The following is a 15,641-nucleotide window of genomic DNA, read 5'->3' on the forward strand; positions in this document are numbered from 1 at the left end:
CCTGCCGCGCCAAGCCGCGCTACTTGCGCGGCTTGGCGCGGGCGGTTGCCGGGGCCGACAGCGGATCGTCCGGCCAGGGGTGCTTGGGGTAGCGCCCCTTCATCTCCGCCTTCACCTGGTTCCAGGAGCCGCGCCAGAACCCCGGCAGGTCACGGGTGATCTGGATCGGCCGGTGTGCCGGCGACAGCAGCTCCAGGATGAGCGGCACCCGTCCGCCGGCAATCGCCGGATGCCGGTCGAGACCGAACAGCTCCTGCACGCGGACAGGCAGGACCGGGCCTTCATCGCGGCCGTAGTCGATCGGCACATGCGAACCGGAAGGTGCCGTGAAATGGCTCGGCAGCAGCCTGTCGAGTTCGCTGAGCCGGTGTTGCGGCAAGAGTGCTGCCAGCGCGTTGCCGAGGGTTTCCGCACCGATCTCGCCGACGCTGCGCTTTCCAGCGAGATAGGGCGCAAGCCAGTCGTCGAGACTGTCCGTGAGCGCGGCGTCCGAGACGTCCGGCCAGGCCGCCGCCTCGTCCGCCGGCAGCAGCCTGCGCAGCGTTGTCACGCGTGATCTCAGGACGACCTGCGGCTTCGACCAGGACAGAATATCGACGCCGCGCGCCTTCACGAACCCGGCAAGCGCGGCGGCCACGGCGTCCGGGTCGGGTGCGGGCTCGATGTCTTCGCGCAGCACGAGCTTGCGATAGCGCCTGAGGCGGCGCGCCCGCACGGTGCCGGACCCTTCGCAGGTGACCTGCGTCTCCTGCGTGATCTGGGCAGCGAACAGCTCCTCGATATCTTCCCGCGAGAGGGGAGCGGCAAGCAGGATGCGGCCGCGCGCGGCGCTCCCCTGGAGCTCGGCGACGACCAGAAAAGCCTCGCGTGCCAGCGCCTCGGTTTCCTCGATCCTGGCGCCGCGGCCATTGGCCATCCGAAAGCCGCCTTTCCCGTCCTGCGCCTGCGCCACCCGGTCCGGGTAGGCGAGGGCGAGGATACGTCCGGCATCTTCCGTCGCCGGCTCGGGTTCTCCCTCTCCTCCGGCAAGGCGGCGCCAACGGTTTGCCAGGCCCTGTGCGGCGCGGCTGCGCGGATCGCGGGCGCGCAGGAAAGTGTCGAGCCGGTGCCGCAGATCGACCGAGCGCCCGCCCAGGCCCTGCTCCGAAAGGAGAGCCGCGATCCCGGCGGCCAGCGCAGCCTCGCTTGACTTGCCCGCCAGCACCAGCATGTGGGCGATGCGGGGCGCGACGGGCAATGCCCGCATCCGCCGGCCGGTTTCGGTCAGGCGGCCCTGCGCATCGAGCGCTTCGAGGCGTTGCAGAAGCGCGACCGCCTCGTTCCAGGCCGGGCCGGGCGGGGCATCGGGAAAGCGCAGGGCGGAAGGGTCCGCGACACCCCATGCGGCAAGGTCGAGGGCGAAGCCGGAAAGGTCGGCCTCGAGGATTTCCGGCCGGTCGTCCGGTGCAAGGGACGCTGTCTGTGCCTCGTCCCAGAGCCGGTAGCAGATACCGGGTTCCACGCGTCCCGCGCGGCCTCGGCGCTGGTCGGCGGCGGCACGAGACACGCGCACGGTTTCCAGCCGGGTGAGGCCGGTGTCGGGCTCGAATGCCGGCACGCGGGCGAGACCGCTGTCGATGACGACACGAACACCTTCGATGGTGAGCGAGGTCTGGGCGATCGACGTGGCGAGCACCACCTTGCGCCGGCCGGGTGCCGGCGGCCGGATCGCGGCCGCCTGTTCCGCGCCGGAGAGGGCACCGTAGAGCGGGGCGAGGTCGGCATTAGCGGCAAGCGAACCGTCAAGCAGGTCGGCCGCGCGGCGGATTTCGCCCTGTCCGGGCAGGAAGGCGAGGATCGAGCCGCTCTCCTCGCGCAGGGCGCGGCGCACGGCCTCCGCGACCTGGTCGGCAACCGGGCGGGCGGCATCGCGGCCAAGATACCGGGTCTCGACCGGAAAGCTGCGCCCCAGGCAATGAATGACGGGTGCGCCGCCGAGATGGTCGGCGACCCGCGCCGCGTCGATCGTCGCCGACATCAGCACGATGCGCAGGTCCTCGCGCAATGCGCCCTGTGTGTCGAGGGCAAGCGCCAGGCCGAGGTCGCCGTCGAGCGAGCGTTCGTGGAATTCGTCGAAGAGGATGCAGGCGATGCCGGAAAGCTCCGGATCGTCGAGGATCATTCGGGTGAAGACGCCCTCGGTTACCACCTCGATGCGGGTTCGGGCCGAGACGCGCGTTTCCAGCCGGACGCGCAGGCCGACCGTCTCGCCCAGGTCCTCGCCAAGCAGCGATGCCATCCGCGCAGCGGCGGCACGGGCGGCCAGACGGCGCGGTTCCAGCACGATGATCCGGCCGTCGCCGCGCCACGGGGCGTCGAGCAGGGCGAGCGGTACGCGTGTGGTCTTGCCGGCGCCGGGTTCGGCAACGAGGACGCAGGCGGTACTGGCGGCAAGGGTGTCGAGCAGTTCGGGAAGGACGGCCTCGATCGGCAGCACCGGCTGTCCCGTGTGCGGCCTGTTCATTCGGCGGCCGGCGCGCCGTCCCGCATCCAGTGCCGTCCGGCGAGCTCGACGGCAAACAGCGTCGGCGTGCGCGCAAAGGAGGCAAGTCCTTCCAGGGCCGGGTTTTCGTGGCGGATCAGGAAAGTCGGGATACTGGCAAGCAGTGCCGAATGCGGGGCTTTCGCCTCGAAGGCGGCGCGGAAGGCGGGATGCGCCAGATAGGTGTCGATCCGGCCCGGGATGCCACCGCCGAGAAAGACGCCGCCACGGGCGAGGAACGTGAGCGCATGGTCGCCGGCGACCCGGCCGAGCGCCCTGACGAACATGTCCATTGTCCGCAGACCGATCTCGTCGCCGGCATCGGCAGCCTCCGTCACATCGCGCGGCGCGGCAAAGCGCCGTTCGGTTCCGGCCTGCGCGGCAACGGCGCGTGCCAGCCGCAGGAGGCCGGCGCCGCTGATGATGCGCTCGGCGCCGATGCGCCCCTCGAGCCGCTCGATATGCGGCCATACGCGGTAGTCGTCTTCGGAGACCGGACCGAGTTCGACATGTCCGCCTTCGCCGGGTATCGGCACCCAGGTGCCTGCGGCATGCACCATGGCGGCGGCGCCAAGGCCGGTGCCCGGGCCGAGCACGACCTTGGCGCGATGCGGCAGTGCCGTGCCCCCGCCGATCTGGTGGATACCGTCCCCGTCGAGCCCCGGGAGCGCCAGCGCCTGTGCCTCGAAATCGTTGAGAACGACAACGTTTTCCAGGCCGAGCTTCTCGATCAGCGCGCGCGGCTCGATCACCCAGTCGGCATTGGTCATCGGAATTCGGTCGCCGGTCACCGGTCCGGCGACGGCCAGCACAGCCGTGCGCGGCATGAGGGAGGTATGGTCGAGCACCGTGTCGACAATGGCCGCGGCAAGGTCGGAATAGGCCCCGGTCTCCACCGACCCGAAGACGCGCGTTTCCGCGTGGGCATCGCTGACCATGGCGAAGCGGGCATTGGTGCCGCCTATATCGGCGACCAGCACGGGAAAACGGAAATTGCGGAAGCCGGTGAGGGTCGCTGTCATCAGACCAGGGGTGTGATTTCCGGGGTGGTCGAGGTGGTGGCGAGGCCGGCGAGCCGGGCCGAGCGCAGCAGGATTTCCGCCGTTGCACGGTTGAGCGCCATGGGAATGTTGTAGACAAGCGCGAGCCGCATCAAGGCCTTGACGTCGACATCATGCGGCATTGGCGAGAGCGGGTCGACGAGGAAGATCAGTCCCTGCAACCGGCCTTCCGCGATCATCGCGCCGATCTGCTGGTCGCCGCCGAGCGGGCCGCTCTTGAGGCGTTCGATCTTCAGGGACGGGCAGGCCTCCATGATGCGCCCACCGGTCGTTCCCGTCGCCACCAGGTCGTAGGAGGAAAGCTTTTCCTCATGCGCCCGGGCGAAGGCGACCATGTCGTCCTTGCGCGCGTCATGGGCGACGAGGGCAAGCGAGGGTCTTGTGGCGGGTGCGTCGCGGCGCGGTTCGGTCAACGGTCGATCCTGTTTGCTGCATGCGGACGGTCCGGGAACGCCGCAGGGCGGGCCCATGGACAGGATGTACCCGCTTCCGGGGCGGGTTGAAAGCCGCAGTTTGCGGACGGGACCGGTCGCGCCCGCCGGGGCGGGCGCAGGATCGGCCACGCGAGAGGCCCGAAAGCCGGCGTCGCTTTCAGTCGTAGAGACTGCAGTTGATCGGCTGGCGCGCGTCGGCCTTCATGACGCTGGCCCGGGCAGGAGCGATGCCGGCGATCTCCAGCACGAGCTTCATGCGGATGGCGTCGCCGAACTGCGTCTTGGAGCGCACCGGGATCGAGAAATGACCCGGCCCGCCGATGACGCAGTCCTCGTAATAGTGGTCGAGATTCATCATCGTCTGCCATGCGTCACGTTTGGATTTCATCATCAGCGGCAGGCCGTTGATGGTGATCCCGGCGGCAATTACCTTGTCGCGGAACTGGGTCACCTTGCCGCCCTGGTTGTTGGGGCCGTCGCCGGACATGTCGATGACCTTGCGAAGTCCTTCATAGTCGTTCGACGACACCATGGTCGCCGCCTGGGTCAGGGCTGCAGAGATCGACGTGCGCTGGCTGTGGCGCAACGGCGCTTCGGCGATCTTGGCCGCGAAGGCGGCGGCCGTGGCCGCGTCGCTGATCACCGACCAGTCCGCGACGACGAATTGTTCGCCGATACTGCCCCATTCCAGATAGGAGATGGCGATGCGCCCGGTCGGGCCGTAGCGGATCGCGTCGAGAACCTCGGGTGAGGTGAGCGCGGCGATATAACCTGCCCGCTGCACTTCCTGCTCGTCGCGGTCCATCGACTGCGAAATGTCCACGGCAAGCACGAGCTCGACATCGACCTCGCGATCCGGATCGTAGCCGTAGGAGAGCACGGGCGCACCGGCAGGCGCGGCGATCGCCGCCGACGCGGCGGTCAGGGCGGCGAGGGTAAGAGCGACGCTTGCAGCCTTGGCGAAGGTCGGCAGGAAGCGCCCTGCCCGGGGATGGGGAACTGGCACACGCATGGTCGAAACCTCCTTCAACCGGTGAAGGGCCCCTGCCTTGTCCAACGTTCCTCGCGATATGCCTTATCTTGCGTCCGTTCCCTCGATCCAGACTGCGTTTCCGCAGCCCCTTCCGGCGCCCTGGCGATAGGTAGTATCGAGCAAGAGCCGTGCCAGACGCAGCGTAACCTCCTGATGCCGGCCTTCCGGGACGGCTTTCGGAACACGGATGGCGAGACGCAATCCGTGCGCTTCCCGATTGCCGATTTTCATCAGCCGGTTAAACGGATCGCCATGCGATCTTTTCCTGACGGGGTTCCTGGCGTTTCTTGAGGAGAAATTGCGCTTTTGTTTGGCAAACTGTGCAGGATTGCAAAAAAACCAGGCAGAAATTGCCTGCCTCTACGGAAATATCTGCCGGGTGAGCGTCCTTTCGTGCCTTTTCCGCACTGCCATCTTGCGCCAACATGCTTGACCTTGCGGGTGCGGTCATGCAGTCTCGCTTGAAAGAAATCTCAAGAGCTGAAGAAATTTTCAGCCGGAGGCGAGGGGCAGGTCATGACGAGGTGCGCGCGAGAGATGCGCGCCCTTGCGCCGTGGCCGTCGGACGGGAGACACAACTCCATCATGCAGCAGGGTGACTGGACCACGGACATGGCCATTCGCGCGGCGTGGATGTCGTTTGTGGGCGGCGCCACGCAAGGCGAGATCGCCACACGTCTGGGCATCTCCACGGCCAAGGTCCATCGCCTGATTGCCCATGCGCAGAAGACAGGCCTCGTCCGCTTCCAGATCGCCGGACGTCCGTCGGACTGCCTGGAGATCGAGGCCGCTCTTGCCGGAGAATACGGCCTGGCGTCATGCCTGATCGCGCCCGATATCGGTGGCCATGATGCGGATAGCGAGATTCGCGCCATTGCCGAGGTGGCCGGGCCGCATCTGGCAAATCTTCTCGCCAACCCCGCAGTGTCCCAGCTGGGCGTGGGGATGGGGCGCACGCTCAAGGCGGCCATCGACCTGATGCCGCGCATCCAGCGACCGGATCTCGGCATCGTCTCCATTTCGGGGTCCTTGACGCGCAAACTCTCCGCCAATCCGTTCGACGTGGTCCAGCAACTGGCCGAGCGAACGGGGGGCGAAGGCTATTATCTGCCCGTGCCCTATCTGGCCGAAGACGTGGCCGAGCGCGACATGTTCCTCGGCCAGCGCAGCGTCCAGGCCCTGCTGGAGCGTGCCCGTGCATCCGATCTCTTCGTCATCGGCATCGGGTCGGTCGAGGATGACGGCCATCTGATCCGCCGCGACCTGATCTCGCGCGACGAGCAGCGGGACCTGATCGCGACCGGCGCGGTCTGCGACCTGATGGGCCGCTTCATCGGCCGGGACGGGCGGCTTGTCGCCGCCAAGCTCGGCGAAAAGGCCGTCGGCTTGCCGTTCGAGGCGGTGCGCGGTGCGCGCGTGGTGGCGCTGGCGGGCGGTGCGGGCAAGCTTGAAGCAACGCGCGCGGCCCTGCGCGCGGGGCTGATCACGGACCTGATCGTCGATGAAAGCCTGGGCCGGGCCCTGGCCTCGGCGGAGGGGACCAGACAGGCCCGGTCGGCATGAAGCCGGCGGGCAGCAACAGGTGGAGGTGAGTGTGGTGATGAAGCGTTTCATTCTCGGCGCTGCCGCGGCGGCATTCCTGTCCGGCACGGCGCTGGCGCAGGAGTTCCAGCCGGCGGTGGTCTATGACCTTGGCGGCAAGTTCGACAAGTCCTTCAACGAAGCGGCCTATACGGGCGCGGAGAAGTTCAAGGCCGACACGGGTATCGATTATCGGGACTTCGAGATCCAGAACGACAGCCAGCGTGAGCAGGCACTGCGCAACTTCGCGCGCCGTGGCGCCAATCCGGTGGTCGCCATCGGCTTCTCCCACGCCAATGCCCTGGAGAAGGTCGCCAAGGAATTCCCCGACACCAAGTTCGCCATCGTCGACATGGTCGTCGACCTCCCGAACGTCCGCTCGATCCTGTTCAAGGAGCATGAGGGCTCCTACATCGTCGGCAAGCTCGCCGCGATGGCATCGAAGACCGGCAAGGTCGGCTTCGTCGGCGGCATGGACGTTCCGCTGATCCGCAAGTTCGCCTGCGGCTACAAGCAGGGCGTCAAGGAAACCAATGCCGACGCCGAGATCTTCGAAAACATGACCGGCTCGACGGGCGCTGCCTGGAACGACCCGGTAAAGGGCGGCGAGCTGGCCAAGTCGCAGATCGACCGCGGCGCGGACGTGATCTATCACGCTGCCGGTGGCACCGGCCTCGGTGTCCTGCAGGCGGCGGCCGATTCCGGCGCGCTGGGCATTGGCGTGGACAGCAACCAGAACGGCGTTCATCCGGGCAAGGTGCTGACCTCGATGCTCAAGCGCGTCGATGTGGCCGTCGCTACAACCTTCGCGGATGCCAAGGATGGCAACTGGACCTCGGGCTTCTACACGCTCGGCCTCGCCGAGGGCGGTGTCGACTGGGCGCTCGATGAAAACAACGAGCCGCTGATCACCGACGAGATGAAGGCGGCGGTCGACGAGGCCCGGGCCGGCATCATCTCCGGCAAGATCGCCGTCCACGACTACATGGCGACGGAAGACTGCCCGTACTGACCGGGCCAACCGGATCGGGGCCGTGGCGACACGTCACGGCCCCGGCTCCTTTCGACAAGCACCATGGGACGCCGGCGATGACGCGCTTTCCTTGCCTCCTTGCGGGCCTTGCCCTTGCCTCCGTCCTGTCATCGGTGGCGGTGGCCGAACCGGCCCTGGTCTATTCGGTCGGCGGCCGTTTCGACGGCTCCTTCAACGAGGCCGCCTGGCGCGGTGCCGAACGTTTCAAGGAAGAGGCCGGCGAAAGCTATCGCGACTTCGAGATCGCCCGCGACGCCGACAGCCTGCAGGCGCTGAGGAGCTTCGCCTCCCGAGGCCTGTCGCCTGTCGTTGCCATCGGTTTCAACCAGGCTTCGGCCGTCGCGGCGGCGGCGAAGGACTATCCTGAGACCCGTTTCTCCATCGTCGACATGGTGGTCGAGGCGCCGAATGTGCGCTCGGTCGTCTTCCGCGAACATGAGGGCGCCTATATCGCCGGGCTGCTGGCGGCGATGGCCTCGGAGACCGGCACAATCGGCTTCGTCGGCGGCATGGACATACCCATCATCCGGCGTTTTCTCTGCGGCTACCGGCAAGGCGCGGCCTCCGTATCTGCGGACACACGCGTCCTGTTCAACATGGCCGGCGACACGCCCGCGGCCTTTGCCGATCCGGCGCGCGGCGCGGAACTGGCACGCTCGCAGATCGCCAGGGGCGCCGACGTGGTGATCCAGGCGGCCGGCGGCACGGGCATTGGCGTGCTGCAGGCGGTCGCGGACGCCGGCAAGCTCGGCATCGGCACCGACAGCAACCAGAACGGCCTGCATCCGGGCAAGGTGCTGACCTCGGTCCGCAAGCGCGTCGACGTGGCGGTTTACCGCAATTTTTCCGAGGCGCGCGATGGCACGTGGTCTGCCGGGGTCCAGGTTCTGGGCCTTGCCGAGGGCGGCATGGACTGGGTCATCGATGACGACAACCGCGACCTTGTGACACCGGCCATGGAAGCGGCGGCCCGTGCCGCCGAAGCGGCGATCACCGAGGGCCGGATCCGGGTTCACGATGCGGCGAGCGAGGGGGAATGCCCGCTATGAGCGAACAGCTTGCCATCGAGCTCGTCGGCATCGACAAGCGTTTCGGCCCGGTCCACGCCAACAAGAACATCGACCTCAAGGTCCGTAAAGGCTCGATCCACGGGATCGTCGGGGAAAACGGTGCCGGCAAGTCGACGCTGATGTCGATCCTCTACGGGTTCTACCATGCGGATGGCGGCGAGATCCGCGTCGACGGCAAGACCGTTTCGATCGCCGGCAGTCAGGCCGCCATCGCGCTCGGCATCGGCATGGTCCACCAGCACTTCATGCTGGTGGAGAATTTCACGGTGCTGGAAAACGTCATCCTCGGCGCGGAAGGCGGTCCGGTTCTGGCAGGAGGCGTGTCGCGGGCGCGGGCCGAGCTCAGGCGCCTTGCCGCCGACTACGACCTGAAGGTTGATCCCGATGCGGTGATCGGCGACCTGCCCGTTGGCCTGCAGCAGCGTGTGGAGATCCTCAAGGCGCTGTTTCGCGGCGCCGACATCCTGATCCTCGACGAACCCACCGGCGTGTTGACCCCGGCCGAGGCGGACCATCTCTTCCGCATCCTCCGGGTGCTGCGCGACGAGGGCAAGACGGTTCTCCTCATCACTCACAAGCTGCGCGAGATCATGGCGGCGACCGACCACGTGTCGGTGATGCGCCGCGGCGAGATCGTCGCCACGCGGCAGACGCAGAAGACGTCGATGGGCGAACTGGCGGAGCTGATGGTGGGCCGTCGCGTGCTGCTCGAAGTGGCCAAGGGGCCGGCAACGCCCGGCCGGCCGGTGCTGCAGGTCGAGGGACTGAGCGTGCGCGACGGGCGGGGCGTCGACGTCGTGCGCGATGTGTCGCTCGAGGTGCGCGCCGGCGAGATCGTCGGCATCGCGGGCGTTTCGGGCAACGGCCAGTCGCAATTGCTTGAGGCGATTGCCGGCATCCGCAGGGTACGCTCCGGGTCGGTTACGGTCGACGGCACCCGCGTCGATCTCGCGGCCGCCGGGGTGGACGCCTCCCGTATGCGCCGTCTGGGCCTCGCCCATGTGCCGGAGGACCGGCATCGCATGGGGCTGGTGACGCGCTTTCCCGAATGCGAGAACGCCATCCTTGGCTATCACAACGACCCGGCCTATGGGCGGGGCGCTTTCCTCGACTACGACGCGATCCGAAAGGCGGCCCGCGAGGAGATCGAGAAATACGACATCCGCCCGCCCGAATGCATGCTCAGGACGGCCAATTTTTCTGGCGGCAACCAGCAGAAGATCGTGCTTGCCCGCGAGATAGAGCGCGATCCGGTGATCCTTCTCGTGGGCCAGCCGACGCGCGGCGTCGATATCGGCGCGATCGAGTTCATTCACAAGCGGCTGGTGGCCCTGCGCGATGCCGGCAAGGGCGTGCTGCTCGTCTCCGTCGAACTGGACGAGATCCGGGCGCTTGCCGACCGGGTGCTGGTGATGTTCGACGGCCGGGTGGTCGGCGAGCGGACGCCGGAAACCGAGGACAGCGAGCTGGGCCTGCTGATGGCCGGCGCGGCCGGACAGGAGGCGGCGGAATGACGGCAGGACAACTCCCGCGCTGGGCCGACTACGTCCTGATGCCGGCCATCAATGTCGCTGCGGCCTTCATCGTCTCCGGCCTTGTCGTGCTGCTGATCGGCGAGAACCCGATCGAGGCGGTCAAGGTTCTGGTGTGGGGGTCACTCGGCTGGAACGAGGGCGTCGGCTTCACCCTGTTCTACGCCACCAACTTCATCTTCACCGGGCTTGCCGTGGCGATCGCGTTCCACGCGGGGCTGTTCAATATCGGCGGGGAAGGGCAGGCCTATCTTGGCGGGCTCGGCGTGGCGCTCGCCTGTCTCGCCCTCGACCGCTACGTGCCCTGGTGGGTGACGCTGCCTGTCGCCGTGGCGGGGGCCGCCGCCTTCGGCGCGGCCTGGGCCTTCATTCCGGCGGTGCTGCAGGCGAAGCGCGGCAGCCACGTGGTCATCACCACCATCATGTTCAACTTCATCGCCGCCTCGCTGATGGTCTACCTGCTGGTCAACGTCATGTCGAAACCCGGCTCGATGCAGCCGGAGACCCGCACCTTCGAGGAGGGCGGGCGCCTGCCGCTCCTCCAGGACGTCCTGCCCTTTACCGATTTCGGCTCGGCCCCGGTCAATTTCTCCTTCCTGCTGGCGCTCGCCGCCTGTCTCTTCGTCTGGGTGCTCGTCTGGCGCACGCGGCTCGGCTACGAGATCCGTACCTTCGGCGCCAACCAGACGGCGGCCGTCTATGCCGGCATCTCGCCGGTGCGCATCACCGTGATCACCATGCTGCTCTCCGGCGGCCTTGCCGGCATGATGGCGATCAACGAGATCATGGGATCGCAGCACCGGCTGCTGATGGAGTTCGTTTCAGGCTACGGTTTCGTCGGCATCGCCGTGGCGCTGATGGGCCGGGCGCATCCGGTCGGCATCGTCTTTGCGGGGATCCTGTTCGGCATGCTCTACCAGGGTGGCGCCGAACTTGCGTTCGAGATGCCGGCCATCACCCGCGACATGATCGTCGTCATCCAGGGACTGGTGATCCTCTTCGCCGGCGCGCTCGAACACATGTTCCGTCCCGCGTTGTTGCGTGTTTTCGGGGTGCTGTCCGCCCCTGCCGCCCGGCCGGCCTGAGAGGGAGCGCGCGCATGTTCGACACCATGATCCTCATCCTCGACAGCACCGTGAGGCTATCCACGCCGCTGCTGCTCGCCGCCCTTGCGGGCCTTTACTCGGAACGCTCGGGCGTTTTCGATATCGGCCTTGAGGGCAAGATGCTTGGCGCGGCCTTCGCCGCCGGCGCCGCCGCCGCCGTGACCGGATCCGCCTGGCTCGGTCTTGCCGCGGGCATTCTCCTGTCCGTCGCGCTCGCCCTGGTTCACGGCTTTGCCTGCATCACCCATCGCGGCAACCAGATCGTCTCGGGCGTTGCCATCAACTTCCTCGCCATGGGTCTGACCGCGCTGCTCGGGCAGGCCTGGTTCAGCCAGGGGGGGCGCACCCCGCCGGTCTCGGGCGATGCCCGCTTCGCCAATCTCGTCTGGCCCTTCGCCGAAAGCTTGCGCGATGTGCCCGTGCTGGGTGGGCTTTATTCCGAACTCCTGTCGGGGCACAACATTCTTGTCTACGCGGCCTTTCTCGCCGTGCCGTTTTCCTGGTGGGTGCTGTTCCGCACGCGTTTCGGGCTGCGCCTGCGCGCCGTTGGCGAAAACCCCGCCGCAGTCGACACGGCCGGTATCTCCGTTGCCTGGCTGCGCTACCGGGCGGTGATCTGCACCGGCGTGCTGTGCGGTCTGGCGGGCTCCTATCTCGCCATCGCCCAGTCGGCGGGCTTCATCTCCCACATGACCGCCGGCAAGGGCTTCATCGCGCTCGCCGCGTTGATCTTCGCCAAGTGGAAACCTGTGCCGGTGATGTTCGCCTGCCTGCTGTTCGGTTTTCTCGATGCCGTCGCCATCCGCTTGCAGGGCCAGCAAGTGCCGGGCATCGGGGAAGTGCCGGTGCAGGCGATCCAGGCACTGCCCTATATTCTCACCGTCATCCTGCTTGCCGGCTTTATCGGCAAGGCGGTGCCGCCCCGGGCCGGCGGTGTCGCCTATGTGAAGGAACGCGGCTGACGGCGCCCTGTGGCTGCACGGTCTGCGCAAACCGAGGATCCCATGTCCCGCTTCGATGATCTCTTCGCCGCCGCGGTCGCGGCCCGGGCCAATGCCCATGCCCGTTATTCCGGTTTCGCCGTGGGCGCCGCCCTTCTGACCAGGGACGGGCGCATTTTCGCCGGCTGCAATGTGGAAAATGCAAGCTTCCCGGAAGGCTGGTGCGCGGAAACCAGCGCGCTGGGTGCCATGGTCTCCGCCGGTGGCCGGCCGGGTGATGTCATCGAGGTGGTGGTGACCGCCGATGCGGCGCTGTGCACGCCCTGCGGCGGCTGCCGCCAGCGGCTTGCCGAGTTTGCCGGAGAGGAAACGCCGGTGCATGTGTGCGACACAAAGGGACTGCGCCGCACCCTGACACTGTCGGAACTGCTTCCGGCGCGGTTCGTTCTGAAGGATGAGGAAAGAGAGCTATGAGCGGCTACGGACCGGAATGCGCGGAACTGGTGCGCGCGGCGCGTCCGGGGCACTATCGCCTCGGCATGGTGCTTGGCTCCGGGCTGGGGCAACTGGCTGACGAGATCGAGGATGCGGTGCGGGTGCCGTATTCGAAGCTCTCCGGCTTCCCGGTGTCCTCCGTCTCCTCCCATGGCAGCGAACTGGTCGCCGGCACGCTTGCCGGCGTTCCGGTTGTCGTGCTGTCGGGGCGGGCCCATTACTACGAGGGCGGCGGCGCCGGCGTGATGCGCACGCCGGTCGAGACGCTGAAGGAACTGGGCTGCGACACGGTTCTGCTGACCAACGCGGCCGGGTCCCTGCGCGAGGAATTCGCGCCCGGAACGCCGATGCTGATCTCCGACCACATCAACTGGTCGGGACTCAACCCGCTGATCGGCGAGGAAAGCGACAAGCGTTTCCTCGACATGAGCGCCGCCTACGACCAGGACCTCAGGGCGCGGCTGCGGGCCCTGGCAGAGGAGGAGAGGATCCCGCTCGGCGAGGGCGTCTACATGTGGTTCTCCGGCCCCTCCTTCGAGACGCCGGCCGAGATCCGCATGGCCAAGGCGCTCGGCGCCGATGCGGTCGGCATGTCGACCGTGCCGGAGGTGATCCTTGCCCGCTACCTGGGCCTGAGGGTCGCCGCGATCTCGACCATCACCAATTACGGTGCGGGCATGCAGGCGCACGGCCTGTCGCACGATGAAACAAAGTCGACGGCGCTGAAGGCGGTCGACGCGCTGAAGCGGCTGATCCGCCGCTTCGTGAAGGACCTTGCAAATGACTGACATGACACCTGCAGAGGTTGCCCGGCGCGCCCTGCCGCTGGTCGATCTCACCAATCTCGACGATGCCTGCACCACGGCGGACATCGATGCGCTGTGCGCGCGCGCCGTGACGCCGCACGGGAGCGTTGCCGCCGTCTGCATCTGGCCCCGCTTCGTGGCGCAGGCGGCCAGCCTGCTGGCCGGAACCGGCGTCAGGGTCGCAACCGTGGTCAACTTTCCGCAAGGCGGCGACGACACGCTTGCCGTCGTCGCCGAGACGAAGGCGGCGATCACTGACGGTGCCTACGAGATCGATCTCGTCATGCCCTATCGGGCCTTCGTTGCCGGGCGCCGGGGATTTGCCGAGGAGCAGGTCCGCCGGGTCAAGGCGGTCTGCGGCGAGACGCTGCTCAAGGTGATCCTGGAGACCGGCGAGATCGGTGACCCGTTGCTGATCCATGCCGCCTCGAACGTCGCGATCGCCGCTGGCGCCGATTTCATCAAGACCTCGACCGGCAAGGTCAAGGTCAACGCCACGCTGGAGGCGGCCGAGATCATGCTGACGGTCATCGAGGAACTGCGCCGCGAAGGCGGGCGGGAGGTCGGGTTCAAGCCGGCCGGCGGCATCCGCACGCTCGGCGATGCGACGGCCTATCTGGCGCTCGCCGACCGGCTCCTGGGCGCCAACTGGGTGTCGGCGGCGCATTTCCGCTTTGGCGCGAGCGGCCTGCTCGATGCGTTGCTTGCCGCGCTCGACGGGCGCGATGCCGCAACCGGCCAAGGATACTGAGACGATGCTTGCACAGGAGCTCATTCGCAGGAAGCGGGACGGCGGCACGCTGAGCGCCGAGGAAATCGCCTTCTTCGTCAAGGGTCTTGCCGACGAGAGCGTCAGCGAGGGCCAGGTTGCGGCACTCGCCATGGCCGTCTTCTTCAAGGGGCTGACGCTGGACGAACGCGTCGCACTGACGCTTGCCATGCGCGACAGCGGATCGGTGCTCGACTGGTCGGACCTCGCCGCGCCCGTCCTCGACAAGCACTCGACAGGCGGTGTCGGCGACAATGTCTCCCTGATGCTGGCGCCCGCCCTTGCCGCCTGCGGCGCGGCGGTGCCGATGATCTCGGGGCGCGGCCTCGGCCATACCGGCGGCACGCTCGACAAGTTCGACAGCATCCCGGGATATGCCACCCAGCCGGACAACGCGCTGTTCCGCAAGGTGGTGCGCGAGGCGGGGTGCGCCATCATCGGCCAGACCGCCGATCTTGCGCCCGCCGACAAGCGCTTCTACGCCATCCGCGACGTGACCGGCACGGTGGAGAGCCTCGATCTCATCACCGCCTCGATCCTGTCGAAGAAGCTTGCCGCCGGATTGCAGGGCCTGATCCTTGACGTGAAATGGGGAACGGGCGCCTTCATGGCGACGATGGAGGAGGCGCGGGCGCTTGCCGAAAGCCTCGTGACGGTGGCGAACGGCGCCGGCTGCCGCACGACGGCGCTGCTCACCGACATGAACGAACCGCTTGCCTCTGCTGCCGGCAATGCGCTGGAGATGCGCAACGCCGTCGACTTCCTGACCGGCAAGGCGATCGACAACCGGCTCTTCGATGTCACCGTGGCGCTTGGCGGCGAGGCGCTGGTGATCGGCGGGCTCGCGGAAACCGCCGAGGATGGGGCGGCGCGCATGCGCGAAGCTTTCGCCAGCGGTGCGGCGGCTGAGCGTTTCGCCCGCATGGTGAGCGGCCTTGGCGGGCCGGCGGATTTCCTCGAAAAGGCAGATGCCTATCTGGCTGCGGCACCCGTCGAGCGGGCCGTCTATCCCGATGCGCCCGGTACGGTCGTCGCGGTCGATGCCCGCGCCATCGGCGTTGCCGTGGTGGAGCTCGGCGGCGGGCGGCGTCGCCCGAGCGACACGATCGACCCTGCGGTCGGCCTCCAGCATCTGGCCGGCATCGGACACAGCGTCGAGGCGGATGCGCCGCTGGCGATCGTCCATGCGGCCGACGAGGCCTCGGCGGCGCGCGCGCGCGAGGGGGGGCGGGCTGCGCACCGGGGCGGGGCCGCACGCG

The 15,641-nt window shown here is 67.7% G+C and carries 14 protein-coding genes; 10 read left to right on the forward strand and 4 right to left on the reverse strand.

All coding sequences use genetic code 11. The features are described from left to right. Positions 1 to 19 precede the first annotated feature (19 nt). From hrpB to ACN0T5_RS19170, 4 genes are all read right to left on the reverse strand, one after another. A complete protein-coding gene (hrpB, locus tag ACN0T5_RS19155) occupies positions 20 to 2,503 on the reverse strand; it encodes an ATP-dependent helicase HrpB (RefSeq protein ID WP_417770217.1) in 2,484 nt (827 codons plus the stop codon). Then, positions 2,500 to 3,543 carry a glucokinase gene (gene glk / locus ACN0T5_RS19160; RefSeq protein ID WP_417770218.1) on the reverse strand — a complete coding sequence of 348 codons (1,044 nt, stop codon included), beginning with the start codon at positions 3,541 to 3,543 and terminating at the stop codon, positions 2,500 to 2,502. The genes hrpB and glk overlap by 4 nt, the downstream gene beginning before the upstream one ends. Then, entirely contained in the window at positions 3,543 to 3,995 is a 453-nt protein-coding gene (locus ACN0T5_RS19165) for a methylglyoxal synthase (RefSeq protein ID WP_417770219.1), read from the reverse strand. Before ACN0T5_RS19165 ends, glk begins: the two co-directional genes overlap by 1 nt. Positions 3,996 to 4,173: 178 nt before the next feature. Next, on the reverse strand, positions 4,174 to 5,028 hold the full coding sequence (locus ACN0T5_RS19170; RefSeq protein ID WP_417770220.1) for a DUF1194 domain-containing protein: 855 nt from the start codon (positions 5,026 to 5,028) through the stop codon (positions 4,174 to 4,176). Positions 5,029 to 5,634: 606 nt separating this feature from the next. Here ACN0T5_RS19170 and ACN0T5_RS19175 point away from each other — a divergent pair. The 10 genes from ACN0T5_RS19175 to deoA all read left to right on the forward strand — a co-directional run. After that, a complete protein-coding gene (locus ACN0T5_RS19175) occupies positions 5,635 to 6,612 on the forward strand; it encodes a sugar-binding transcriptional regulator (RefSeq protein WP_417770221.1) in 978 nt (325 codons plus the stop codon). 37 nt (positions 6,613 to 6,649) lie between these two features. Continuing rightward, the gene (locus ACN0T5_RS19180) at positions 6,650 to 7,642 is read left to right on the forward strand and encodes a BMP family lipoprotein (protein WP_417770222.1); all 993 of its coding nucleotides are present in this window, start codon (positions 6,650 to 6,652) and stop codon (positions 7,640 to 7,642) included. A gap of 77 nt (positions 7,643 to 7,719) precedes the next feature. Next, on the forward strand, positions 7,720 to 8,712 hold the full coding sequence (locus ACN0T5_RS19185) for a BMP family lipoprotein (RefSeq protein WP_417770223.1): 993 nt from the start codon (positions 7,720 to 7,722) through the stop codon (positions 8,710 to 8,712). Then, a complete protein-coding gene (locus ACN0T5_RS19190) occupies positions 8,709 to 10,247 on the forward strand; it encodes an ABC transporter ATP-binding protein (protein ID WP_417770224.1) in 1,539 nt (512 codons plus the stop codon). The genes ACN0T5_RS19185 and ACN0T5_RS19190 overlap by 4 nt, the downstream gene beginning before the upstream one ends. Beyond that, positions 10,244 to 11,350, forward strand: a complete 1,107-nt coding sequence (locus ACN0T5_RS19195; RefSeq protein ID WP_417770225.1) for an ABC transporter permease — start codon at positions 10,244 to 10,246, stop codon at positions 11,348 to 11,350. Before ACN0T5_RS19190 ends, ACN0T5_RS19195 begins: the two co-directional genes overlap by 4 nt. Positions 11,351 to 11,364: 14 nt before the next feature. Further along, positions 11,365 to 12,333, forward strand: coding sequence for an ABC transporter permease (locus ACN0T5_RS19200; protein WP_417770226.1), 969 nt, complete (start codon positions 11,365 to 11,367; stop codon positions 12,331 to 12,333). Positions 12,334 to 12,375: 42 nt separating this feature from the next. Beyond that, positions 12,376 to 12,786: a cytidine deaminase gene (gene cdd / locus ACN0T5_RS19205; protein ID WP_417770227.1), complete on the forward strand. Its 411-nt coding sequence runs from the start codon at positions 12,376 to 12,378 to the stop codon at positions 12,784 to 12,786. Next, a complete protein-coding gene (locus ACN0T5_RS19210; protein WP_417770228.1) occupies positions 12,783 to 13,595 on the forward strand; it encodes a purine-nucleoside phosphorylase in 813 nt (270 codons plus the stop codon). The genes cdd and ACN0T5_RS19210 overlap by 4 nt, the downstream gene beginning before the upstream one ends. Then, the gene (gene deoC / locus ACN0T5_RS19215) at positions 13,588 to 14,364 is read left to right on the forward strand and encodes a deoxyribose-phosphate aldolase (protein WP_417770229.1); all 777 of its coding nucleotides are present in this window, start codon (positions 13,588 to 13,590) and stop codon (positions 14,362 to 14,364) included. The genes ACN0T5_RS19210 and deoC overlap by 8 nt, the downstream gene beginning before the upstream one ends. A 4-nt stretch (positions 14,365 to 14,368) precedes the next feature. Next, positions 14,369 to 15,641 (forward strand): thymidine phosphorylase (gene deoA / locus ACN0T5_RS19220; protein ID WP_417770230.1); only part of this gene is annotated, 1,273 nt, incomplete at its 3' end.

The sequence above is a fragment of the Stappia sp. genome, from assembly GCF_048261845.1.
Lineage (GTDB): Bacteria > Pseudomonadota > Alphaproteobacteria > Rhizobiales > Stappiaceae > Stappia.